This window comes from Chryseobacterium sp. A321 (assembly GCF_054489265.1).
The window spans coordinates 1,916,024-1,938,310 of record NZ_JBTMWZ010000001.1 but is presented as its reverse complement, the minus strand read 5'-3'; the positions used below and the strand labels follow the sequence as shown (position 1 = coordinate 1,938,310).

The 22,287-nt window shown below is 40.0% G+C and carries 23 protein-coding genes and 1 pseudogene; 20 read left to right on the top strand and 4 right to left on the bottom strand.

Going from position 1 to position 22,287, the window contains the following annotated elements:
* Positions 1-36: 36 nt before the first annotated feature.
* The 10 genes and pseudogenes from udk to ACX3PZ_RS09015 all read left to right on the top strand — a co-directional run.
* Positions 37-669, top strand: a pseudogene (udk, locus tag ACX3PZ_RS09060) (uridine kinase); the annotation flags it as partial.
* Complete coding sequence (locus tag ACX3PZ_RS09055; RefSeq protein WP_459084091.1) at positions 669-1,031, top strand: FtsB family cell division protein; 363 nt, start codon at positions 669-671, stop codon at positions 1,029-1,031. The pseudogene udk and the gene ACX3PZ_RS09055, both read left to right, overlap by 1 nt.
* Before the next feature lie 19 nt (positions 1,032-1,050).
* The gene (locus ACX3PZ_RS09050) at positions 1,051-2,214 is read left to right on the top strand and encodes a methylmalonyl-CoA mutase family protein (RefSeq protein WP_459112603.1); all 1,164 of its coding nucleotides are present in this window, start codon (positions 1,051-1,053) and stop codon (positions 2,212-2,214) included.
* Between the two features lie 34 nt (positions 2,215-2,248).
* Positions 2,249-3,400 carry a THUMP-like domain-containing protein gene (locus tag ACX3PZ_RS09045; protein WP_459112602.1) on the top strand — a complete coding sequence of 384 codons (1,152 nt, stop codon included), beginning with the start codon at positions 2,249-2,251 and terminating at the stop codon, positions 3,398-3,400.
* A 97-nt stretch (positions 3,401-3,497) separates the two neighbouring features.
* Positions 3,498-3,731 carry a hypothetical protein gene (locus ACX3PZ_RS09040; RefSeq protein ID WP_459084088.1) on the top strand — a complete coding sequence of 78 codons (234 nt, stop codon included), beginning with the start codon at positions 3,498-3,500 and terminating at the stop codon, positions 3,729-3,731.
* A 138-nt stretch (positions 3,732-3,869) separates the two neighbouring features.
* Entirely contained in the window at positions 3,870-5,252 is a 1,383-nt protein-coding gene (locus ACX3PZ_RS09035; protein WP_459084087.1) for a dipeptidase, read from the top strand.
* A 60-nt stretch (positions 5,253-5,312) separates the two neighbouring features.
* Complete coding sequence (locus ACX3PZ_RS09030) at positions 5,313-6,020, top strand: SDR family oxidoreductase (RefSeq protein WP_459084086.1); 708 nt, start codon at positions 5,313-5,315, stop codon at positions 6,018-6,020.
* Between the two features lie 102 nt (positions 6,021-6,122).
* A complete protein-coding gene (locus tag ACX3PZ_RS09025; RefSeq protein WP_459084085.1) occupies positions 6,123-6,869 on the top strand; it encodes an electron transfer flavoprotein subunit beta/FixA family protein in 747 nt (248 codons plus the stop codon).
* Between the two features lie 31 nt (positions 6,870-6,900).
* Positions 6,901-7,848, top strand: a complete 948-nt coding sequence (locus ACX3PZ_RS09020) for an electron transfer flavoprotein subunit alpha/FixB family protein (protein WP_459112601.1) — start codon at positions 6,901-6,903, stop codon at positions 7,846-7,848.
* Positions 7,849-8,030: 182 nt separating this feature from the next.
* Entirely contained in the window at positions 8,031-9,110 is a 1,080-nt protein-coding gene (locus ACX3PZ_RS09015; RefSeq protein WP_459084083.1) for a pseudouridine synthase, read from the top strand.
* A gap of 73 nt (positions 9,111-9,183) precedes the next feature.
* Here ACX3PZ_RS09015 and pncA read toward each other — a convergent pair whose 3' ends face one another.
* Entirely contained in the window at positions 9,184-9,789 is a 606-nt protein-coding gene (gene pncA / locus ACX3PZ_RS09010) for a bifunctional nicotinamidase/pyrazinamidase (protein WP_459112600.1), read from the bottom strand.
* 164 nt (positions 9,790-9,953) lie between these two features.
* Here pncA and ACX3PZ_RS09005 point away from each other — a divergent pair, with 164 nt between their 5' ends.
* The 3 genes from ACX3PZ_RS09005 to ACX3PZ_RS08995 all read left to right on the top strand — a co-directional run bounded on the left by ACX3PZ_RS09005 (position 9,954) and on the right by ACX3PZ_RS08995 (position 11,763).
* On the top strand, positions 9,954-10,490 hold the full coding sequence (locus ACX3PZ_RS09005; protein ID WP_459084081.1) for a YfiT family bacillithiol transferase: 537 nt from the start codon (positions 9,954-9,956) through the stop codon (positions 10,488-10,490).
* A 307-nt stretch (positions 10,491-10,797) separates the two neighbouring features.
* Complete coding sequence (gene ytxJ, locus ACX3PZ_RS09000; RefSeq protein WP_459084080.1) at positions 10,798-11,172, top strand: bacillithiol system redox-active protein YtxJ; 375 nt, start codon at positions 10,798-10,800, stop codon at positions 11,170-11,172.
* Between the two features lie 9 nt (positions 11,173-11,181).
* Positions 11,182-11,763, top strand: a complete 582-nt coding sequence (locus tag ACX3PZ_RS08995) for a Crp/Fnr family transcriptional regulator (RefSeq protein ID WP_459084079.1) — start codon at positions 11,182-11,184, stop codon at positions 11,761-11,763.
* A gap of 91 nt (positions 11,764-11,854) precedes the next feature.
* Here the strand turns inward: ACX3PZ_RS08995 and ACX3PZ_RS08990 are convergent, their stop codons facing one another.
* Complete coding sequence (locus tag ACX3PZ_RS08990; RefSeq protein ID WP_459084078.1) at positions 11,855-12,721, bottom strand: sigma-70 family RNA polymerase sigma factor; 867 nt, start codon at positions 12,719-12,721, stop codon at positions 11,855-11,857.
* 272 nt (positions 12,722-12,993) lie between these two features.
* Here ACX3PZ_RS08990 and uvrA point away from each other — a divergent pair, with 272 nt between their 5' ends.
* The 4 genes from uvrA to ACX3PZ_RS08970 all read left to right on the top strand — a co-directional run bounded on the left by uvrA (position 12,994) and on the right by ACX3PZ_RS08970 (position 17,567).
* Positions 12,994-15,822 carry an excinuclease ABC subunit UvrA gene (gene uvrA, locus ACX3PZ_RS08985; protein WP_459084077.1) on the top strand — a complete coding sequence of 943 codons (2,829 nt, stop codon included), beginning with the start codon at positions 12,994-12,996 and terminating at the stop codon, positions 15,820-15,822.
* Between the two features lie 171 nt (positions 15,823-15,993).
* A complete protein-coding gene (locus tag ACX3PZ_RS08980) occupies positions 15,994-16,407 on the top strand; it encodes a hypothetical protein (RefSeq protein ID WP_459084076.1) in 414 nt (137 codons plus the stop codon).
* A gap of 119 nt (positions 16,408-16,526) precedes the next feature.
* On the top strand, positions 16,527-17,021 hold the full coding sequence (locus ACX3PZ_RS08975; RefSeq protein ID WP_459112599.1) for a GNAT family N-acetyltransferase: 495 nt from the start codon (positions 16,527-16,529) through the stop codon (positions 17,019-17,021).
* A 75-nt stretch (positions 17,022-17,096) separates the two neighbouring features.
* Positions 17,097-17,567: a hypothetical protein gene (locus ACX3PZ_RS08970; protein WP_459112598.1), complete on the top strand. Its 471-nt coding sequence runs from the start codon at positions 17,097-17,099 to the stop codon at positions 17,565-17,567.
* 48 nt (positions 17,568-17,615) lie between these two features.
* Here the strand turns inward: ACX3PZ_RS08970 and ACX3PZ_RS08965 are convergent, their stop codons facing one another.
* Positions 17,616-18,815: a pyridoxal phosphate-dependent aminotransferase gene (locus ACX3PZ_RS08965; RefSeq protein WP_459112597.1), complete on the bottom strand. Its 1,200-nt coding sequence runs from the start codon at positions 18,813-18,815 to the stop codon at positions 17,616-17,618.
* A gap of 113 nt (positions 18,816-18,928) precedes the next feature.
* Here ACX3PZ_RS08965 and ACX3PZ_RS08960 point away from each other — a divergent pair, with 113 nt between their 5' ends.
* Both ACX3PZ_RS08960 and ACX3PZ_RS08955 read left to right on the top strand, forming a co-directional pair.
* Positions 18,929-19,957, top strand: a complete 1,029-nt coding sequence (locus ACX3PZ_RS08960) for a threonine aldolase family protein (RefSeq protein ID WP_459112596.1) — start codon at positions 18,929-18,931, stop codon at positions 19,955-19,957.
* Between the two features lie 70 nt (positions 19,958-20,027).
* On the top strand, positions 20,028-20,537 hold the full coding sequence (locus ACX3PZ_RS08955; RefSeq protein ID WP_459112595.1) for a GNAT family N-acetyltransferase: 510 nt from the start codon (positions 20,028-20,030) through the stop codon (positions 20,535-20,537).
* Positions 20,538-20,727: 190 nt separating this feature from the next.
* On the opposite strand, the gene ACX3PZ_RS08950 is transcribed toward ACX3PZ_RS08955, so the two are convergent.
* Positions 20,728-21,060 (bottom strand): hypothetical protein, encoded by a 333-nt coding sequence (locus ACX3PZ_RS08950; protein WP_459112594.1) that lies wholly within the window; start codon positions 21,058-21,060, stop codon positions 20,728-20,730.
* Between the two features lie 378 nt (positions 21,061-21,438).
* Between ACX3PZ_RS08950 and ACX3PZ_RS08945 the strand changes: the two genes are divergently transcribed.
* Positions 21,439-22,032, top strand: a complete 594-nt coding sequence (locus tag ACX3PZ_RS08945) for a hypothetical protein (protein WP_459112593.1) — start codon at positions 21,439-21,441, stop codon at positions 22,030-22,032.
* Positions 22,033-22,287: the final 255 nt, after the last annotated feature.

Here is a 22,287-nt window from a genome sequence, read left to right as displayed (position 1 = left end):
AAGTCTCTTTGGTTTTAATTAAAATATTATCTTTGTAAAAAATATTTAAACATGCTGGTCATAGGTATCGCAGGAGGAACTGGAAGTGGAAAAACCACAGTGGTAAACAAAATTCTTCAACAACTTAGCACAGAAGGCGTAAACGTGCTTTCACAAGACAATTATTATCATGACAACCAGCATCTTTCCCTGCATGAAAGGGAATCGCTGAATTATGATCATCCGAAATCCATCGATTTTGAGCTTCTTACAAGCCATGTAAAGAAACTAAAAAACAAAGAAAACATAGATCAACCCATCTATAGTTTTGTGACGCACAGCCGTACGGGAGATCATGTGACTATTGAGCCGAAAAATGTATTGATTGTGGAGGGTATTTTGGTATTAACTCACCCCGAACTTATCAGAGAATACGATTTGAAAGTGTTTGTCCATGCCGATTCGGACGAGAGACTCATTCGCCGGATTCGCCGTGATACTCAGGAAAGAGGACGGGACTTAGACGAGGTTTTGCATCGCTATCAAACCACGCTTAAACCGATGCATAAGGAATTTATTGAGCCCTCAAAAAACGAAGCGGATTTGATTGTTCCCAATATGAAACACAACAATGTGGCGATTGACTTTTTAACCACAGTGATTAACAATTCTTTGAAAAAATCTATGTAATGTCGAAATCGCAAATCAAAGACCTAAAACCCAAATCCAAAACCGTAAGGCTTTTGAAGACGTATGTACTGAATAAGTATTTTATTACGATTGTGGCTTTTTTGGTCTGGATGACGCTTTTTGACAGTACGTCGTATTTGGTTATCAATGATTTGAACAAAGAAATTGACAAATACGAAACCCAACTTGACTATTACAAAACCGAATACGAGAAGAACGATTCGTTTTATAGAAAATTAATGAATAACAAGGACGAAAAAGAAAAATACGCACGAGAGAATTACTTTATGCGTAAACCCGACGAGGAGATTTTCATTTTGGTCGTAGATTCCAGTAATATTAAACCTGCCACTACTCGTTAGTGCTCTTAAAGCTTAGTGCATGTCTGAACCTATCTCCATAGAAGCCTGGGAAGAGCTCGTAAAAAAACAGCAAAACCTTGAGAATTTATACGAAAGTCTTTCCAAAGAGAATTTAGAAGGACTCGTGGTCAAGCCTATCTATGCAAAAGAAAAGAAAGAAAGAGCGGTACTGCCCCGACTTGAAGAGTCAAGTAGTTTGGTGGCCCCTTACCATGAGAGTCTAGAGCAAGATGTGTATAGTTTTGCCTTGGAGAACAATGTGGAGGACCTTGAGGACAAAACCTTGTTTGTAACGAGCAAAGAGCTTTGCGAGCATATTGTGACGGACTTAAATCGCGTCTTTCCCCTGGTAGAACCTTTTGAGGAGTCCACTCAAAAACTTAGCGATCAACTCGTCAAAGAGTTCTTAGCTAAAGGATTTGAACGGGCGCTTTGCATCGATTTGACACTTTATCAGAACGCAGGAGCAACCATGGTGCAGCAGCTTGCTGTGGGCCTTGGAAAACTAAAGGAACTTGTTGAGGTGTTTGGACCTGAGTGTCTAGAGGAGGTTCTGTTTCGCATTTCGGTAGGATCCAATTACTTTTTTGAAATTGCCAAGATTCGTGCACTTAAACTTCTTTTCAATCAGTTCTGTCAAGAATATGACAAGACGGGAGTACCTTATATATTTGCCCAAACCAGCAATCGAAACAAATCCAAACTGGATATAGAAAACAATTTAATTCGCTCTACCCTTGAGCTCTCTTCTGCCATGATAGGGGGCGCCGATGCCCTGTATTCTAGTGATTATAAACTTGAGTCTGGTTCAGAGTGGAGTCGAGAAATTGGGTTCAAACAGCAAATCGTACTCGCTTACGAAAGTCTCATCAACGTATTTGAGGATGCCCTTGGAGGGAGTTATTATGTAGAAGACTTAACGCTTCAGCTTTGTGAAAAAGCATGGGCAGAGTTTCTGGAAATCGAAAAGGAGGGCGGATTTGAAAAAGCCTTTGAAAACGGATCCATTACCCAGAAGATTTACCAATCTGCCTGCAAAGAACAGAGTTGGGTTCAGGAGGGTAGAATTAAGCTCATTGGCGTAAACTTATATCCTAAGCACGAAGTAATTCGCACGGTGGAATCTCTTTACAGTCCGAATTCACTCAAAGCAGTTCGACTTTCTGAAATGTTTGAACCTTAAATCAAGTTCAATTACCCTCTATTCCCACGGTGAAATGGACTACGATTCCCTTCTCGATCCCGAGGTTCAACTTTTTATAGACACGCATTCTAACGAAGATCTGCGCTCTTTGATGCTAAAGAAATCTCCCTTTGAGAAGGTGAGTATGCGAGAGATCGTGGTGCAGATTAAGGGCAGGCAAATCGCAGCCAAAAAATATCCGTTTTTACGGACCGAGGGCATTGTGTTTCCCGAACATCTAAATCTAGAACAAAGCTCTTCCCTAGCCACAGCGGAGTACAAAAGTAGGGGGCGAAAAGGAGAGTCCTTTTTGGATTTGACCCTTGGGTTTGGAATTGATTCCTTCTTTTTATCTAAAGACTTTACACGCAGGGTTTTAATCGAAAGGGATTCGGCTCTAATTGAAATCGTAAAGCACAATTGGAAAGTTCTAGGGCGTGAAGCGGAATTTAAAACGGGCGATCTCCATGATTTTTTAAGTCATTCAAATGAAAGTTTTGATTTGATTTATCTGGATCCAGCGCGTAGAGATGCGCAGAAAAAGAAAGTGTTTTTGCTTGAAGATTTGTCCCCTAACCTGGTAGAGATTCAATCCTTGCTTCTTAAGCGTTCAAAAAAAATACTCGTTAAACTCTCCCCCTTGATTGACCTTACTTATTTGACGGAGGTTCTTGAGAAGGTGAGTAAAATAGAGATTGTCGCTGTAAAAAATGAAGTCAAAGAAGTTTTGGTTCATATGGAACAGGAATTTGGAGAAGAATCGGTTCTTTTTAAATGCGTCAATTTAGAATCGGGCGAACCGGATTTCACGTTTACTAGGGAAGATGCTGAGTGTACTCCTATATATGGTGAGCCGAAAGAGTATATATACATACCGAACAATGCCCTTTTGAAATCGGGCGCTTTTTCCCATATCGCAAATGTTTTTGGACTTGAAAAACTAGCCAAAAACACCCACCTTTACACCTCGACTCGGCTCGTAAAGGACTTTCCAGGACGTGTATTGCGCATGGAAATTACAGATCCCTCTAAGCTACCCAAAGGCAGTCAATTCAATATTATTTCAAAAAATCATCCCTTAAAACCGGAGGAAATCAAAAAGAAATACAAACTGAAAGATGGGGGAGTGAATTACCTTATCTTTACGCAGTCTGGAAAAGGAAAAATAGTATTAAAATCAATTTAATCGTTTTGCGGAGTCTTAAGTATTTCTTACTTTTGGCGAACGAAATGCATTTGGGCCTGTATTAAACTATTTGGGCCTTAAATTTAATCCCTATTGTATGAAAAAACTAGTATTTGCTGTGGCCGTATGTGCCTTTTTAGTAAGTTGTAAAAAAATTGCTGCAGGCGGTAATCAAGGAGTATTAGCCATGGAGGATGGAGTAGAGCGTTACGATTCTGAGGAATCTCGTAAAGCGAAACAGGAACCTGCGGTTATCGCTGTAGATACCTTAAGTGCCCCTGCAATGAATGCAGATTCAACCAAGGTAGAACCTCAGGCTACTACACACTAAGGAGATTCCTTACTTTTAAAGAGCAGTCCCTAAGGATTTCGTTTCCAGGTTAGGGGTTTAAACTCATAAATATTCGCGAAATGTCTTGCCCCCGCAAGGCATTTTTGCTATTTTTACACATTACGTAAATATTTGATAATGCAGCAAACCTTAAATTACATTGAGCAAAACAAAGCGCGTTTTCTTGACGAATTATTCGAACTCTTGAAAATAGCGTCCATTAGTGCAGATCCAGCGTACAACCAAGATGTTTTAGATTGTGCGGAAAAAGTAGCACAATTCCTAAAAGATGCCGGGGCCGACCAAGTAGAAGTTTGCGATACCGAGGGGTATCCCATTGTGTACGGGGAAAAAATCCTCGATCCTTCTTTGCCGACCGTATTGGTTTATGGGCATTACGATGTGCAACCGCCAGATCCCCTCGATCTATGGAAAAAACCCCCTTTCGAACCTTATATTGAAAAAACGGAACTTCACCCAGAAGGAGCTGTGTTCGCTAGAGGTTCTGCGGATGACAAAGGGCAATTTTTCATGCATGTGAAAGCATTTGAAGCCATGATTAAGACCGATTCTTTGCCTTGCAATGTGAAATTTATTATTGAAGGAGAGGAGGAAGTAGGAAGCAAAAGTTTAGAAGGATTTGTGAAGCAAAACACGGATAAACTTTCTTGCGACTGCATCCTGATTTCAGACACGCATATTTATTCTAGAGAACAGCCTACCGTGACCACAGGATTAAGAGGCCTAAGTTATGTCGAGGTAGAAGTGGAGGGACCCAACCGAGATCTTCACTCTGGACTTTATGGAGGCGCAGTTCCAAATCCTATTCATGTCCTTTCTCGTATGATTGGGGAATTAATTGATCAGGACGGAAGAATTAAAATTGACGGATTCTACGACAACGTTTTAGAAGTAAGCAGCGATGAGCGCGCCGAAATGAATCGTCTTAAAGACAATCCAAAAGAGTTCATGCAAAGCATTGGCCTTTCTGGAGTGGAAGGAGAAAAAGGATTCACGACTCTTGAGCGTACCTCCATTCGTCCCACTCTCGATTGCAATGGCATTTGGGGTGGGTACACAGGCGAGGGTGCCAAAACCGTGATCCCATCCAAAGCGTTTGCTAAAATTTCGATGCGTTTGGTTCCGTACCAAACTCCAGACGAAATCACTGAAAAATTCACTGCGTATTTCAATAAAATCGCACCCGACAATGTAAAGGTGAAAGTTACTCCACATCATGGAGGAATGCCTTATGTACTGCCTAGCGATACCAAAGAATATTTAGCCGCGAAACAGGCCATGGAAACTGCCTTTGGCAAGGAAGTTCTTCCTTACCGAAGCGGAGGTAGTATCCCGATTACCGCTATGTTTGAACAAGTGCTTGAAGCGAAGTCTGTTCTTATGGGATTTGGACTTGATTCCGATGCGATTCACTCGCCAAACGAACACTACGGACTGTTTAATTTTTACAAAGGTATTGAGAGTATTCCTTTGTTCTTTGAAAATTATGCGAAAGGTTAAAGTTTAATTAATTTCTTGGAAAACGCCCCTACTTTGGGGCGTTTTTCGTATTTTTAGGACATGGAAAATAAAGTGATATACATTACCGGAGCCACCAAAGGAATTGGTTACGGAGTGGCGCAGCTTCTGCTTAAAAGTGGATACAAAGTGGCCATTAGCGGTCGAAATGAAAAGGACGTCCAAAAAATAGCACTAGAACTAAGTCGTATTTCGATGGACGTAATCGGCGTGGTTTCGGATGTTCGGGATTTTGAAAAAGAAGAACTCGCTGTCAAAGCAATTCTAGATAAATTTGGCCGGATTGATGTGGTCATTGCCAATGCGGGCGTCGGAATCTTCAAACCGGTAGATGAACTTTCCCCCGAGGAATGGAATCAAATGATTGACACCAATTTGACCGGTGCGTTTTATACCTTGAAAGCTACGGTAGAAGCCTTGAAAGAAAGCAAAGGCTATTACATTAGTATTTCTTCTCTAGCAGGAACCAATTTCTTTGAGAACGGTTCAGCCTACAATGCAAGTAAATTTGGTGTGGTGGGATTCACTCAGGCCGCGATGCTCGATCTACGGAAATACGGCATTAGTGTTTGCACGATTATGCCCGGAACCGTATCCTCCCATTTTAATGGAAACGATCCCTCGATGAAAGACCATTGGAAGATTCAACCGGAAGACCTTGGAGAACTGATTGAAAGTATCCTGAAGATGAATCGAAGAGCGCTTCCAAGCAAGATCGAGATTCGGCCAAGTCGACCGGATTTAAAATAAACAAATTTGAACGTAATGCACTGAATAGTAAAACTTTAATTTGTTATGCATGCATAAGACTTTTTTTATTATTTTAGCAACAATTAAAATACATATAAATACATGAAAATATTAGTCTGTATCAGTAGTGTTCCCGATACTACTTCGAAAATTAATTTCACTGCGGGAGGAGAGTCTCTTGATAAGAATGGGATTCAGTGGGTGATTAACCCTCTAGATGAATTTGCGCTAAGTAGAGCCATTCAACTTCAAACCAGTGCAGGAGCTGAGGTCACCGTAGTCAACGTGGGTCCGGCAGAAAATGAACCCATTATTCGCAAAGCACTTGCGACAGGTGCAAACCAAGCAGTACGCGTGAATTTGGATCCTCAAGATAGTTTTTCAACGGCGAAGGCTCTTGCGCAAGTGGCGGGGGCAGGTTCATACGACCTTATTTTGTGTGGAAAGGAATCTATTGATTACAATGGAGGCTCCGTTCCCGGAATGCTTGCCGAGCTTTTAGATTCTCCTTTTGTGAATGCATGCGTCGGATTAGAAGTAGAAGAAGCGCAGCTTAAAGCCGTTCGTGAAATTGAAGGGGGAAAAGAAACCATTTCAGTTAAACTTCCTGCGGTTATTGCAGGACAGAAAGGACTCGTAGACGAAAAAGAGGTGATTATACCAAATATTCGTGGAATTATGGGAGCAAGAAGCAAGCCTTTAGAGGTGGTAGAACCCCAGCAACAAGACGTTCGCGTAAAAGCGGAAACCTTTGAAAGAGTAGCGCCTCGTGCGGCTGTGAAATTGGTTTCGCCAGACAATCTTGACGAGTTAGTAAGACTTTTGCATGAAGAAGCGAAAGTAATCTAATCTAAGTATTAACGAAGAAAAAATAAATAAAATGGCAGTATTTGTCTACGCAGAAACAATAAACGGAGTTTATAAAAAAGCAGCTTTTGAGGCCGTCTCCTATGGGAAAGCAATTGCAGACCTATCGGGTGAGAGTGTCACTGCAATCTCCATTAACCCGAGTGATTCTTCTGATGTGTTATACCGTTACGGTGCCTCGGAAGTCATTGAAATTAAAGACGAAGGACTAAAGAATTTTAGTGCAAAAGCAGTTGCAAAAGCAATTGGGGAAGTACTAGACGGTTCCGTAATTGTATTCCCTCACACGACGGATGCCTCCTCGGTGGCTCCCATGCTATCTGTAGCGAAGGAATATAGTTTGATTACCAATGCAATGGAAGCGCCTTCAAGTGTTTCTCCCTTCACTGTAAAGCGTAAAGCGTTTTCAGGGAAAGGAATTATGAACGCGGTTGCGACGAGTAATAAGGTGATTGTAACCGTATCTCAGAACTCCTATGGAGTGAAAGAAAATCCAGTGCAAGGTTCAACCACAGAAAAAGCATTAAGTGTACAAAACGAAGATACCAAAGTGATCTCTCATGAGCAGTCTTCTGGAAAGCTAGATTTAAAAGAAGCCGAAATTGTGGTTTCTGCCGGTCGAGGAATGAAAGGACCTGAAAATTGGGGCATGATTGAAGAGCTTGCAGAAGTACTAGGTGCCGCTACGGCCTGTTCAAAACCTGTATCCGATATAGGTTGGAGACCTCACAGTGAACACGTAGGGCAAACAGGGAAAGCGATTGCTCCCAATTTGTATATCGCAGTAGGAATTTCCGGTGCGATTCAGCATTTGGCCGGGGTAAACTCTTCGAAAACCATCGTAGTGGTGAATAACGATGCAGAAGCACCGTTTTTCAAATCTGCTGATTATGGAGTCGTAGGCAATGCTTTTGATATTATTCCTAAACTCACAGAGAAAATTAAAGCTTTCAAGGGATAAGAATTTACTTGAATCTTTTTATACAAATAGAGGACTGCGTAAATTTTACGCAGTCTCTTTTATTTTGATAAAGTCCTAAGTAGCAGTAGAGATTTGATTCCAAAGAAGAGACTCTTGTCCAGATTGTAAATATCTTGAAAAGCCATTTTCAAAATCACTATCTTTGCAAAAATATAAGTTAAATGCGCCAAGATCGAAATCAATCGGATAGACCTAGAAAACCAAGACCCTCCAAACCAAGCCCTTCAGGGGATCGGCGCCCTCGCACGCAAGAACCGAGAGAGTCCAATTTCTCAAGAGAGGCGAAAGAGCCTAAGGAGCCACAGACTTCTAGAGAACCTAGACTTTTCACAAAAGGTGAGGCAAAGTCCTTTAATTCAGCACGTCCCAAAAGAGGAGGATCAAGGCCGTTTGATGCTAGAGATAAATATTCGAAAGGAGATTTGAAATATCCAAGGAAGCCGTTTTCTAGAGGAGACGACAAAGGAGAGGATAGAGGACGTAATTTTGTGCAACAACGTCGTTTAAAGAAAATCGAAAAAGACCTTCACAAAGATACCATCCGTTTAAATAAATACATCGCAAACTCTGGAATTTGTTCTAGAAGAGAAGCGGACGAACTCATTACCCAAGGGCTTGTAGAAGTGAATGGGAAAGTGGTAACGGAGATGGGATACCAAGTCGAGAAAACGGACCGAGTGGTTTTTGACGGTCAGAACATTACGCCGGAAAAACCTGTTTATGTACTTTTAAACAAACCAAAAGGATATATCTCAACCACGAAGGATGAAAAGGCTCGTAAAACCGTAATGGATTTAGTGGCAAACGCCTCTCCCTACCGACTTTTTCCTGTAGGACGGTTAGATCGTACTACAATGGGGGTCATTCTATTAACCAATGACGGTCACTTAACTAAAAAGTTGACTCACCCTTCTTTTAATGTGAAGAAGATCTACCACGTGACTTTGGATCGTAAACTTTCTACGGACGATTTAAGAATTATTTCTGAAGGAGTTCGTCTAGACGAAGGTATTGCAGAAGTAGATAGCATTTCCTTTATTGAAGGGAAACCAAAGAATGAGATTGGAATCGAAATTCACATTGGATGGAATCGCGTGATTCGTCGTATTTTCCAGAAATTAGGATACGAAGTGGAAACCCTAGACCGCGTAATGTTTTCAGGGCTAACCAAAAAGAATATCAAAAGAGGACATTGGAGAATTCTAACGGAACAAGAGGTGAACAATTTGAAAATGCTCTAGGCAAAAACCTATCTTTTTGAAAATAAAAAAATGCAACCCTCGGGCTGCATTTTTTGTTTCGTAAATAGATTTTTTACCCCAATATAGTAACTCCCTTTTCTAAAAGTTCATAGATGGTATCGCGTCCATTGTCCGGTTTTACATTGACTGCTCGTGTTCCATTAAAATGTAGACAAGTGAGATACCCTAAATCAAAGGCATCGATCGCAGTGAATTTGACGCAGTAATCTAGAGCCAGGCCTACGATTTCCACGAGTTGAATTTCATGGTATTTGAGATAGTCATCAAGTCCTGTTTTTGCAAAGTGATTGTTGTCTTGAAATGCACTATAGCTATCAATCTCTGGGTTTTTCCCTTTCTGTATAATGTGAGTGGCTTTAGATAGGTCTAATTCCGGATGGAATTCAGCTCCCTTGGTGTTTTGAACACAATGATCTGGCCACATGAACTGAGTAGTGCCATTAAGAGTGATCGTGTTCCCCACTTGTTTTCCATTGTTGGAAGCAAAGCTTTTGTGATTCGCAGGATGCCAATCTTGTGAAAATACAATTTGGTCGTACTGGTTTTCTTCCATTAGAAGATTGATATAAGGAATAATTTCATTGCTTTTGGGGACGGCTAACGATCCGTCTTGGCAAAAATCATTTTGAACATCTACGACGAGTAAGGCTTTTTTCATATTCTTATTTTTTACCTCTGTAAGGCTTCGGTAAAGGGTACACCCTTATTTATTTATAAATATTTAATCTAATCGTGTAATTCGTTTAGCAGAATCTAAACTAACTTTACACAAATAAGCGACCGAATGCAAAAGACAAGACAAATTGTCGCTTGTACAAATTTATGAAAGATAAAATGGACATTCGATATCCGATAGGAGAATACAAACAAAGTGAAAAGATCACGGACGTAGACGTAGACAAACACCTACGCACACTAAAAGATTTTTATCCGAAATTGAAAAATCTGGTCGAGGGGTGGACCACGGAGCAGCTCGATACGCCCTACCGTGAAGGAGGGTGGACAGCACGCCAATTGATTAATCATTTGGCCGATAGTCATATGAATAGCTATTTGCGCTTTAAATTAGCCCTTACGGAAGACAATCCCACGATTAAAACGTACAAAGAAAGCGCATGGGCAGAATTGCAAGATAGTTTTTCGATCGATATCAAGCCCTCGATGCTTATTCTTAAAGGACTTCACAAACGCTGGGTTTTTGAAATTAAAGCTCTGACCAACAAGGAACTGAAACGTACATTCTACCACTCGGAATACGATCGTTCTTTCACACTTAGAGAAAGTCTTGCTTACTATGCATGGCATTGTGAGCATCATTTAGCGCAGTTGCACGCTCTCAAAGACAAAGAAGGCTGGTAATTTATTTGGCTTTTGAATCCACTATTTTTCAAAGGTGCCAATTAGGTTGCAACAATCAATTGGCTTTCTTTTAAATCGCTAAATTTCAAAGAAAATCAGTCCAAGAGAAAAATAATACATTCTGTCGGACTGAGTGGCAACGAATTTGCAATAAAAGGAAATCGGCGAATTCAATTGCTCTATTATTGATATTTACTTGATTCTTGCTTCCATAGAAATAGCGGTTAGCCATAAGTAGATAATATAAATATCAAATGGGTTGTGAGGGACTGTCGCTGTTTAACTAATAAAAAAAATAGTTTGGGATATGAGTCTTTTTAATTTGTTTAGCTCGGGTTCAAACCCTTCTTTTGAACTGGATGCACGATGGATCGCCTTGAGAAACGAAGCCGACTGGAAGGCTGTGCTAGAGGCTTCGAAGCAGAAGAAAGTAGTGGTGTTTAAACACTCAACGGCGTGCCACGTAAGTAAAATGGTTTTAAAAAATTTTCAACGCGAGATGGAAGAACAGGACAAGGAACTGGATTTCTATTATCTAGACTTACTTCAATACCGACAGCTTTCCAACCAAATTGCAAGTGACCTAAAAATTATTCATCAAAGCCCACAGCTCCTCGTAATTGAGAACGGAGTGTGCACAGAAAATAGTTCACACCAAGCAATTTCATTATCTTTGGTCTAGTTTTAGACGATGGAAAATATTGAACACTATCTTTCTGATGTTTTAGAGATACCCATGGAAGCCATCGGTATTTGCGGTGCCTATTATACCCTTCAGCACATAAAGAAGGGAGAGTTTCTTTTAAGGGCTGGGGAAATTTGCCAGAGTACCTATTTTGTAGAAAAGGGACTTCTTCGAATGTATTCGATTGACCCCAATGGCAAAGAACACATTATCCAATTTGCGCCTGAAAAATGGCTAATGAGTGACCGCAGTTCCCTCTATTTTAATGAAAAATCCAACTATTACATTGAGGCGGTTGAAGACAGTGAGATTCTTTTTTTAAGTTCAGACTTTTTCTCAAACCTAAGCATGCAGTTTCCAGGGACCATTGTCAACAATGATCTTCTTCTGCAAAAGCATATTCGTTCCCTTCAAAACCGAATCAATTCTCTATTGTCAGACACGGCTTCGCAGCGGTATTTGAATTTCCTTAAGATGTATCCTAATTTAATGCAACGAGCCCCCCAGTGGATGGTAGCTTCTTACCTAGGAATCACTCCAGAGAGTTTAAGCCGAGTTCGAAAAGAACTCGTAAGCAAAGAAAAATAAGTGCCCAAACAAAACAAAGCCACTCATCGAGTGGCTTTGTTATTAGGTTCAAACCCTTTCTTAGAAGGGTTTATTCAAAAAGGATAGAGTCCTATTTCCCTAAATAGGATTTAAGGATTTTACTTCTTGTATTGTGCTTAAGACGTTTGATCGCTTTCTCTTTGATCTGACGTACTCTTTCTCTTGTAAGGTCAAAGGTTTCTCCGATTTCCTCTAAGGTCATAGGATGCTTACCGTTAAGTCCAAAGTAAAGTCTTACTAGATCGGCCTCTCTTGGCGTTAGCGTCTGAAGGGCTCTTTCAATTTCAATTTGAAGAGATTCTAGCATCAAATCTTTGTCTGGACTTGGAGATTCACCGGAACGAAGTACATCGTACAGGTTACTGTCTTCCCCTTCCACCAAAGGCGCATCCATAGAGAGGTGACGTCCACTGTTTTTCATGGATTCTTTAATGTCATCCTCGCTCATGTCGAGAACTTCTGCCAACTCTTCTGGGGAAGGAGGTCTTTCGTTCTCTTGTTCTAGATGTGCGTAGGCTTTGTTGATTTTGTTGATGGACCCAATTTTATTTAAAGGCAATCTCACAATTCTAGATTGCTCTGCTAACGCTTGTAAAATACTTTGACGAATCCACCATACGGCGTAAGAAATGAATTTAAATCCTCTTGTTTCGTCGTACCGTTTGGCCGCTTTCATTAATCCTAAGTTTCCTTCGTTGATTAAATCGGGGAGGGAAAGTCCTTGGTTCTGGTATTGTTTCGAAACGGAAACCACAAAACGTAAATTTGCTTTAATTAGTTTTTCAAGGGCTATGCGGTCTCCTGCACGAATCTTCTGTGCAAGTTCAACTTCTTCGTCTGCCGTAATTAGTTCCACTTTACCAATCTCCTGAAGATACTTGTCTAAGGACGCCGTCTCACGGTTGGTAACCTGCTTTGTAATTTTTAACTGTCTCATGTAAACTTTTGCCCGGTATTTATAGGGCTCTACTTATATATACGTTCAAGATGACCAAAAGGTTACACACCTTTTGCTTTTCTTTTTCTTTCGCCCTTCTAAATGAGTGGAAAAGGGAGCTCTAAGACCGTGTTGGATTGCGATTTGACCAGGCGACATTCCGAAAACCCAAGGGTAAACACGTGTGGGTTTTCCATTCTCTATGACGGCTTATCGCGTTAAATTTCGTAATTTTGTACGATTTTGATTCTGATAGTCAAAGTCCTAAAATAATGAACGAAGAAATCGAATATATAGAAATATACGGCGCACGAGAGCATAACTTAAAGAATATTGATGTGCGCATTCCGCGCAATCAATTGGTCGTAATTACAGGACTCTCAGGTAGTGGAAAATCCTCTCTCGCTTTTGATACCATTTTTGCGGAAGGTCAAAGACGATACATTGAAACTTTTTCTGCGTATGCAAGGCAGTTTCTAGGAGGATTAGAACGTCCTGACGTAGATAAAATTGAAGGGCTCTCTCCCGTCATTGCCATTGAACAAAAAACCACTAACAAAAACCCAAGATCCACCGTAGGAACGGTTACCGAATTATACGATTTCCTTCGCCTTCTTTTCGCTCGCGTCTCTGAGGCTTATTCCCAAAGTTCGGGCAAAAAGCTGGTAAGCTATACAGAAGAGCAAATTTTAGAGGTGATCAAGTCTAATTACCAAGGAGAGAAAGTACTTCTATTGGCTCCTGTAATTCGCTCCCGAAAAGGGCATTACCATGAGTTGTTCGTACAAATGGCGAAGAAAGGATATGGACAAGCTAGGATTGATGGCGAGTTGCAGGACATCGAGTACGATCTAAAATTAGATCGCTACAAAACGCATGATATAGACATTGTTGTAGACCGATGGATTATCGGGGAGAATGCGACGGAAAGCCGAATGGAAAGTTCGCTAAGAACCGCTATGGAAATGGGAGAGGGAGTGATCGGTATTCAAAAACTCCACGAAACGGAAATTCATTATTTCTCGAAGAAATTAATGGATGACGATTCAGGTCTTTCCTTAGCGCTTCCAGAACCCAATACATTTTCCTTCAATTCCCCAAAAGGGAGTTGTCCTGTTTGCAAGGGACTTGGGAGTGTGAAGAAAATAAACAAAGAATATTTTGTTGAGAATCCGAAATTATCCATTAGCCGAGGTGCCCTTCGCCCACTAGAGGATATCAAAAACAACAAATGGCTAATGGGCCAAATAAAATCGATTCTTGAGATTTTTGGACAAGACCTAAATACACCTTTTTCGGAAATCTCCGCTGAGGCATTGGACTACCTTTACAATGGACTCCATAAAGAATTCAATAAAGATCTAAAATACGCTGGGATCTCGAAGAAGATAAAAGTTAATTTTGAGGGGTTAATTCCTTACATGGAGGATCTCATTGCAAACAAAGAAAATTATGACGCAGTCCTATTAGAAAGGCATTTTACGACAGAAGATGTGTGTCCAAGCTGCCACGGTGCTCGTCTGCAAACGGAAAGTTTAAGCTTTAAAATTGATGAGTTAAATATCGCGCAAGTGAGTGCAATGCCGCTGGCCGAACTCAAAGAGTGGCTGAGCCAACTGGACGGGAAGTTTTCTAAAACCCATACACTCATTGCATCCGAAATCTTAAAAGAAATCAAAACTCGTTTGCAATTTCTACTGGATGTAGGACTTGATTATTTAAGCCTTAATAGAAGTTCTCGAACCCTCTCCGGTGGAGAAAGCCAGAGGATTCGACTCGCAACTCAAATTGGCTCTCAGCTTGTCAATGTCTTGTATATATTGGACGAACCTAGTATTGGGCTTCACCAAAGGGACAACGAAAGACTTATCGCCTCACTTAAAAACTTGCGGGATTTAGGAAACTCGGTTTTGGTGGTAGAACATGATAAGGACATGATTCTAGAGGCGGATCACGTGCTTGATATTGGACCTCGAGCAGGGAAGCACGGTGGCGAAGTGCTATGGCAGGGAGATCCGAAGGATCTAACCTCTGCCCATACAATCACCTCTGATTATCTAAGTGGAAAGCGCAAAATTGAGGTTCCCACTGAGCGAAGAAAAGGCAATGGGAAGACCTTAAGTCTCAAGGGAGCGAGTGGAAACAATCTGAAAAATGTAAATGTAGACATCCCTTTAGGACAACTTGTGGTGGTCACGGGGATTTCAGGAAGTGGAAAATCTTCCCTTATCAACGGAACTCTCTATCCTATTTTAAATAAGCATTTCTATCGAAGCCTTCAAGAGCCTCTGCCTTATAAGAAGTTTACAGGCATTGAGCATATTGATAAAATTGTCGATGTGGATCAAACTCCAATTGGACGAACCCCACGAAGCAATCCCGCCACGTATACTGGAATGTTTTCAGACATTCGTACGCTGTTCTCAGAATTGCCAGAGAGTAAAATTCGAGGCTATAAGCCGGGAAGATTCTCCTTTAACGTCAAGGGAGGACGCTGTGAAACGTGCCAAGGGGGAGGACTTAAAGTGATTGAAATGAACTTTCTCCCCGATGTGTATGTGCACTGTGAAACCTGCAATGGTAAACGCTTTAACCGGGAAACTCTCGAGGTACGTTACAAAGGTAAGTCCATCTCCGATGTTCTTGAAATGACTATTGATGAGGCTGTTGAGTTCTTTCAGCCCATTCCTAAGATCTACAGCAGAGTCAAGACTTTGCATGATGTGGGACTTGGCTACATTACCTTAGGACAGCAGTCTACCACTCTTTCAGGAGGTGAAGCCCAACGAATTAAATTAGCAACCGAACTTTCCAAAAAACAAACCGGAAGCACCCTTTATATTTTAGATGAACCCACAACCGGACTTCATTTCGAAGATATTCGCATTTTGATGGATACCGTCGCAAGGCTTGTGGATTTGGGCAATTCCTTTATTATCATTGAACACAATATGGACGTAATCAAATTAGCTGATTACATTATTGATGTTGGGCCAGAGGGAGGCAAGCGTGGTGGAACCATTGTGGCCAAAGGTACGCCGGAAGAAATTGTGAAGAACAAAAAATCGGTTACGGGTCGCTTCTTGAAAGAGGAGCTTTAAGTGCACAAAAAGAATTTATTTAAGGGATTTGGAGTGCTGGAATCGATTAGCATTGAATTGTTGATTTTTTTGTAATTTTTAACTAATTGTTTGACAGTTGTTTGTATTTATTTGTTACATTTGTATTACGCTAATGTGAACGCAATGTTAACAAATAAAAAATACAACACAATGAAAAAATACAATAGTCTTAAAATCAAGGTTTTATCCTTTGGTGTTTTTGCGTTAAGTGCACTGTTCTCAGTGGCTAATGCCCAAACAGAAAAATCAAATAACGAAATCGCGACCGTGGAATTATCCAATAACGATGGATTTAATCAACTTCGAAACCTAATTGTAACGCATTTTGATTTTACAAACCCTGAGATGCAGCAAGGATTGGTTAATTCAGAACTTTCATTTGTATTGTCTGAGCAAGGAAAAATCACCCATGTTAATGCGAAAAGCGATTGCAAATTTGTGAAAAAAGAATTGGAAACCGTGCTTTCACAATTACACTATAAAGTAAAAATGGAAGATTTAAAATCAGATCCCAATCTTACTGTATTTCGTATGCCTGTGCAAGTTTTGATTGCAAACCGATAGGCAAATTACATACAGACGCTAATTAAAAGAAATAAAAAATCCATACCGCAAAGTGTGGATTTTTTTCTATTTTCGTTAGAGTCCATCAAGGACTTTAACACGTTCAAAAGAAAAAGTACATGAATTTTACCATACGCGAAATGCAGCCCAGTGACGGGCAAAGAATCCTTGAGATTTTTCAACAGGGCCTTGATACCCATCTGGCAAGCTTTGAAACGCAGGCTCCTTCCTGGGAGAGTTGGGATATGAGTTACCATCGAGTTGCAAGACTTGTTTTGCAAGGGGATGAGGGCAAGATCATTGGTTGGGCTGCGCTCAAACCCATTAGTACCCGCGCCTGTTATAGTGGCGTGGCAGAAGTGAGTGTCTATGTAGATTCTTTGTTTCAAGGCAAAGGCTTAGGAACAATCCTACTTCGTCAATTGGCGCTGGCAAGTGAAGAGCATCAATTCTGGACCCTGCAGTCGAGCATATTTCCTGAGAACGAGGCCTCCATCCGAATGCACCAAAAAGCAGGTTTTAGACTTGTGGGTACAAGAAGAAAGATTGCGAAATTAGAGGAAACATGGAGGGATGTTTCCCTTCTAGAGCGTAGAAGTACGGTTTTATTATAACGCTTTTGTCTATCTATTTCGGGTTTGGCACAATGATTGAGATTTAAATATTGTTAATGCTAAACAAATAACAAAATGAATACAATACTGAAAATAGTTTTAGGCGGTGCACTTGCTGTAAGTGTGGCTTCTTGTGGTGCAATGGATCCTTATTATGGAGGCAACCGATATCCTTCTGGTACCTACGGAAATGGAGGAGTGTATAGAACTCCTGAAGGAACGGTTTATAGACAAGGGGATGTTTATAGAGACCGGAATGGAAACATATACCGCGATGGACGCGTAATCGAACGTGGAAACGTATACGGGCGTCCGGGAATTATACGTCGTGCTCAGTCTTATAACGCGAGAAGACTTCCACCAGGACAAGCCAAGAAAATATACGGAGGTAACGCAAAAGATTATGCGCCAGGTCAAGTAAAGAAGAGACAATCCGTGTACTACGGTCAGAAGAAGAATTCTTACAAGAAAGGAAATTATAAGAAAAACAATTCCTATTATAAGAAATCAAACGACAAAAGAAAAAATAAGAACAACCAACATTAGATTAAAATCTAGTAAGGCGGCTTCCCAAAAGGAAGCCGCTTTATTTTGTTAGCGTATTTCTGCATTTTCTAAAGTGGTAGAAATTCGATCCATGGCCTTTTTGAGATCATTTTCGGAGGCCGCATAGGAAAATCGCACACATTCCGGGCTACCAAAAGAGACTCCTCCCACGCATCCTACATGCGCATTTTCAAGAAGGAACATGGCAAAATCGTCCGCATCGTTAATTTGGGTTCCATTAAGAGTTTTGCCGAGATAAAAAGAAATATCTGGATAAAAGTAAAATGCGGATTTAGGCAGCAATACTTTAAAGCCAGGTATGGATTTCATTCGATCGTAGACCAAATCTCGACGAGATTTAAAGGCCTCAATCATATAGTGATACTCTTTGGGATTCGTTTTTAGCGCTGTAATTGCCGCTCTTTGTGCTACCGTGTTCGCTCCGCTTGTCATTTGCCCTTGGATTTTATCAAGTGCGCCAGCAAGCCATTGCGGTGCAGCCGAGTATCCAAGTCTCCAGCCCGTCATGGCGTATCCCTTTGACATTCCATTGATCACGACCACTTGGTCCTTAATTTCGGGGAACACGGCAATGGATTTGTGTGTGGTTTCGTAATTGATGTATTCATAAATTTCATCGGAAATGACCACCAAATGAGGGTGCTTTTCAATTACTTTCGCTAAAGCTTTAAGCTCATCATACGTATAGTAACTTCCTGAAGGATTGCATGGGGAACTGTAGAGCAGTACTTTTGTGTTCGGTGTGATGGCCTCTTCTAGCTGCTCTGCCGTCATTTTAAAATCATTCACATAAGAGGTTTTAATAAAAACGGATTTCCCGCCCATTAACTTAACCATCTCATCGTAACTTACCCAGTAGGGAACGGGAAGGATAACCTCATCCCCGTCGTTTAATAGGGCTCCCAATACATTGACAATAGCCTGCTTGGCCCCGTTGGATACGCAAATTTGGCTTGGTTTAAAATCAAGCTCGTTGTCCCTTTTAAGTTTTTCACAAATCGCTTCTCTTAGATCTAGAAATCCGGGAACAGGAGAGTAGTGGGAGAAGTTTTGATCAATGGCCTCTTGGGCCGCTTTTTTTATGTTTTGAGGAACATCAAAATCAGGTTCTCCAAGGGTAAGACTGATAACATCGATGCCGCTTGCTTTCATTTCGCGCGCTTTATTTGACATCACAAAGGTTTGAGAATAGCTCAAGCGCTCAAGACGGTCCGAGAATTTTTTCATAGTTTTTTGATTCAATTCGAACAAAGATAAGAACATTTAATTTTCTAAATGACAAAGTTATTGTTACTTTTACATTCGCGAGAGGCTCGCACCCTGTAAATAATGCAAAACAAATGAAGTATTCCTTCAAAAACGATTATTCCGAAGGGGTCCATCCAAGAATACTACAAAAATTACTGGAGACCAACCTTACCCAAGAACCCGGATACGGACTCGATCAGTACAGCACTGAGGCGAAACAAATTATTAAAGACAAGTTAAAGAGGGAGTCTGCTGAGATTTATTTTACCTCGGGCGGAACTCAGGCGAATTTACTTGTGATTGCAGCGGCACTTCGTCCCTATGAAAGTGTCATCAGTGCACAAACGGGACATATATTCACAAATGAAGCGGGTGCAATAGAAGCCTCCGGACATAAAGTTCATGGCATAGAAAGTCCGGAAGGGAAAATTTCCTGTCAAGCGATTGAAGAATTGCTAGAAATGCATACCAACTTGCCACATCAAGTCCAACCTAAATTGGTGTACATTTCCAATTCGACAGAACTGGGTACTCTCTATTCAAAAAAGGAATTGACCGCGCTTTACGAATTCTGTCAAAAGAAGAATCTCTATCTCTTTATGGACGGCGCAAGGCTTGGTCAGGCTTTAACGGCAGAACCGAATGATTTGGAGTTTAGCGACCTCGCTAGCCTCTGTGATGCTTTCTATATTGGAGGTACAAAAAATGGAGCTTTGATGGGAGAGGCCATTGTCCTTGTAAACCCAGAGATTCAGAAAAACTTTGGTTTTATTCTAAAGCAAAGAGGAGCTTTGCTCGCGAAAGGTCGGGCTTTGGGCGTTCAATTTCTTGAACTCTTTAAAGACGGGCTCTTTTTTGAACTTGCTTCTCACTCCAACCAAATGGCCATGACACTCAAAAAAGCATTTACGTCGAAAGGCTATACTTTTTTAAGTGATACCTATACAAATCAACTGTTTCCTATTCTGAAAATAAATGAGATAGAGAAACTAGAACAAGATTATGAATTTTATCATTGGAAGAAAATATCTGAGGATAGATATGCCATTCGTTTGATTACCTCTTGGGCCACGCCTGAGGAGAAAATCCAGGAATTTATCGACAAACTTGGAGCACTTTAGCTTCGCGATGGAAGAACTGACGCTAGATGACTAGGATAATAGAATAATGCGATCAATCAAATTATAAATAATGAATATTGCAAATAGTACCGAAAAAGATATATCTGAAATTTTTAGACTTTATAAATTGGCCACCGAATTTCAAAAAGAAAGGTTTCCCGAAAACCAATGGCCAGAATTTGATAGAAAATTAATAGAAGACGAAATTGCAGAGAACAGACAATTCAAGTTAATGATTGATGATGAGATTGCCTGTGTTTGGGCAATCACATACAGCGATCCAGAAATTTGGAAACAGGACGATGGAGTATCTTCACTTTACATTCATAGAATAGCCACGAACCCGAATTTTAGAGGCAACAATTATGTGAAAATTATCGTGGATTGGGCTAAAGAATTTGCAACAGATAAGAAATTTATCCGGATGGACACTTGTGGGGAAAACCACAAGTTGATACAGCACTATCAAAACTGTGGATTTGATTTCTTGGGTATTAAAAAGCTAGAAGTTTTTTCAAATTTACCATCCCATTATGAAAATGCTGATGTTTGTTATTTCGAAATTAAATTAGAGCAATAATCAACCAAATTTTGAGTTACCGGTTCTCATTAAGGTATAGTAAAGAATTTGTATTTGACTAGATTTAAAAGCAAACGATTGGTTAATAAATTGGTTTAAAGTATTTTATTACAAAATGGGGAACTTCACAGTAGTGAAGTTCCCCATTCAATCCAAGGATACCTATAAAGGTATTTAATGAAATAGAGACTTAGTTCGTTCTCTTATTAAATTCAGCTTTTGCATCCTCCGTTGCATCTTTCGCGTTGTCGGTTGCATCTTTTGCCGCATCCTTGGTGTTTTCCCATGTTTTATCGGCCCAGTCTTTGGTTTGATCCCAAGCATTGCTTACTGCGTCTTTCGTGTCTTCCCAAGCATCAGAAACATTTTCTTTTGCTCTTTCCATCCATCCTTCCTGAGTAGGCTCTGCATTTCTTTCTTTCTGTTCGCGAATGTAATCTTTAGCTCTGTCCGCATAATCGTTTACGGTCCATTTTGCTTTGTTCACTGCGTTTTCTGCTTTGTTATAATCTTGTCTGTCCATAATATAATGTATTTAATTGTTATTTGGTAGTTATAGATTTGCAAGAAGTATTCCTGAGATTGTTAATATTATGTTAAACCGATTGGAAGTGGAAATTATGTAAATTGAGGTCTCAATAATTAAAAATCATTCTCATTGGCGGACGGTTACTGAGCAAACAAATTCCGCACTTAGTAAATGGTCATGCCTGTCAAAAAAATTTGGAGTTCGTATGTCCAATCGAGAATTAATACGTAAATTGATTAAAACACTTTAATATAAAATTGGGCTATACTTGAACTGTGGTTTATTTGGTCTCTAAATAGATGAAATCGAGGTGAAATAGGTAAGATTACACACCCCTATACGTATTTAAATAAATTTAAAATATATAGACAAATGAATTTCGAAATAAAAAATAAAGGTGAGGTATCCAAAGCATTCTTAGACCTAGGAATTTCAACTTTTGAAGAAGCTTGTCGATATATTTCACAAATGCGATACAAACGTAATTCAAACAAAGAAGATGTTTTATGCGTTTTCAAAGATCAATCGGGTACCTGCAGTACAAAACATTCAACTTTACGAAAATTAGCGGTTGAAAATAACCATTTTGAGATAAAGCTCATTGTCGGAATATTTAAAATGGATAAACATTACGCGCCACAAATAGAGAATACATTATGTCAAAATCAATTAGCATATATTCCAGAAGCCCACACCTATTTGAAAATAGAAAATCAATATTTTGACTTCACAAAACCAAATTCGAAATATTCAGATTTCGAAAATAAAGTAGTGGAAGAATTCATAATTGAATTTGATCAAGTAAATCAATATAAAATTGAGCTCCATCAAAAATTTTTAAGAAAATGGCTTATAAATCATCCTCGTTTTGATTTAAATACAATTTGGAAGATCAGAGAAAAATGCATTGCTGATTTACAAACCAAAGCGATACAAAATTCTGATTCAACGGATACACACAACTGAATTGCTTTCTAAATGGATATTATTATTAAAAGAATTTGGATAGCAGTTCAACAAAAAACCAATTTAAATACGAATCTCAAAATTATCAGCAACGCTACAATTGCAAAAAGTATTCAATAATATTTTAATGTTTTCTTGGCTTGCGTCTAGTATTAATTGGTGCAGAATGTATCTTTTGTCTCATCTAACCTAAATAATCCTTAATTTTGTTTTAACTCCATTCTTAACAATAAATGAATGAAAACTAGCACACTG

What these genes read in the sequence shown, in the direction of transcription:
- ACX3PZ_RS09020 (WP_459112601.1), top strand. Translation starts at nt 6,901, where the DNA reads ATGGCAGTATTTGTCTACGCAGAAACAATAAACGGAGTTTATAAAAAA.
- ytxJ (WP_459084080.1), top strand. Translation starts at nt 10,798, where the DNA reads ATGAGTCTTTTTAATTTGTTTAGCTCGGGTTCAAACCCTTCTTTTGAA.
- ACX3PZ_RS09025 (WP_459084085.1), top strand. Translation starts at nt 6,123, where the DNA reads ATGAAAATATTAGTCTGTATCAGTAGTGTTCCCGATACTACTTCGAAA.
- ACX3PZ_RS09015 (WP_459084083.1), top strand. Translation starts at nt 8,031, where the DNA reads ATGCGCCAAGATCGAAATCAATCGGATAGACCTAGAAAACCAAGACCC.
- ACX3PZ_RS09050 (WP_459112603.1), top strand. Translation starts at nt 1,051, where the DNA reads ATGTCTGAACCTATCTCCATAGAAGCCTGGGAAGAGCTCGTAAAAAAA.
- ACX3PZ_RS08995 (WP_459084079.1), top strand. Translation starts at nt 11,182, where the DNA reads ATGGAAAATATTGAACACTATCTTTCTGATGTTTTAGAGATACCCATG.
- ACX3PZ_RS08945 (WP_459112593.1), top strand. Translation starts at nt 21,439, where the DNA reads ATGAATTTCGAAATAAAAAATAAAGGTGAGGTATCCAAAGCATTCTTA.
- ACX3PZ_RS09030 (WP_459084086.1), top strand. Translation starts at nt 5,313, where the DNA reads ATGGAAAATAAAGTGATATACATTACCGGAGCCACCAAAGGAATTGGT.
- ACX3PZ_RS08990 (WP_459084078.1), bottom strand. Translation starts at nt 12,721, where the DNA reads ATGAGACAGTTAAAAATTACAAAGCAGGTTACCAACCGTGAGACGGCG.
- uvrA (WP_459084077.1), top strand. Translation starts at nt 12,994, where the DNA reads ATGAACGAAGAAATCGAATATATAGAAATATACGGCGCACGAGAGCAT.
- ACX3PZ_RS09045 (WP_459112602.1), top strand. Translation starts at nt 2,249, where the DNA reads ATGGACTACGATTCCCTTCTCGATCCCGAGGTTCAACTTTTTATAGAC.
- ACX3PZ_RS08980 (WP_459084076.1), top strand. Translation starts at nt 15,994, where the DNA reads ATGAAAAAATACAATAGTCTTAAAATCAAGGTTTTATCCTTTGGTGTT.
- ACX3PZ_RS09005 (WP_459084081.1), top strand. Translation starts at nt 9,954, where the DNA reads ATGAAAGATAAAATGGACATTCGATATCCGATAGGAGAATACAAACAA.
- ACX3PZ_RS09040 (WP_459084088.1), top strand. Translation starts at nt 3,498, where the DNA reads ATGAAAAAACTAGTATTTGCTGTGGCCGTATGTGCCTTTTTAGTAAGT.
- ACX3PZ_RS08955 (WP_459112595.1), top strand. Translation starts at nt 20,028, where the DNA reads ATGAATATTGCAAATAGTACCGAAAAAGATATATCTGAAATTTTTAGA.
- ACX3PZ_RS08970 (WP_459112598.1), top strand. Translation starts at nt 17,097, where the DNA reads ATGAATACAATACTGAAAATAGTTTTAGGCGGTGCACTTGCTGTAAGT.
- pncA (WP_459112600.1), bottom strand. Translation starts at nt 9,789, where the DNA reads ATGAAAAAAGCCTTACTCGTCGTAGATGTTCAAAATGATTTTTGCCAA.
- ACX3PZ_RS08965 (WP_459112597.1), bottom strand. Translation starts at nt 18,815, where the DNA reads ATGAAAAAATTCTCGGACCGTCTTGAGCGCTTGAGCTATTCTCAAACC.
- ACX3PZ_RS09035 (WP_459084087.1), top strand. Translation starts at nt 3,870, where the DNA reads ATGCAGCAAACCTTAAATTACATTGAGCAAAACAAAGCGCGTTTTCTT.
- ACX3PZ_RS08950 (WP_459112594.1), bottom strand. Translation starts at nt 21,060, where the DNA reads ATGGACAGACAAGATTATAACAAAGCAGAAAACGCAGTGAACAAAGCA.
- ACX3PZ_RS09055 (WP_459084091.1), top strand. Translation starts at nt 669, where the DNA reads ATGTCGAAATCGCAAATCAAAGACCTAAAACCCAAATCCAAAACCGTA.
- ACX3PZ_RS08975 (WP_459112599.1), top strand. Translation starts at nt 16,527, where the DNA reads ATGAATTTTACCATACGCGAAATGCAGCCCAGTGACGGGCAAAGAATC.
- ACX3PZ_RS08960 (WP_459112596.1), top strand. Translation starts at nt 18,929, where the DNA reads ATGAAGTATTCCTTCAAAAACGATTATTCCGAAGGGGTCCATCCAAGA.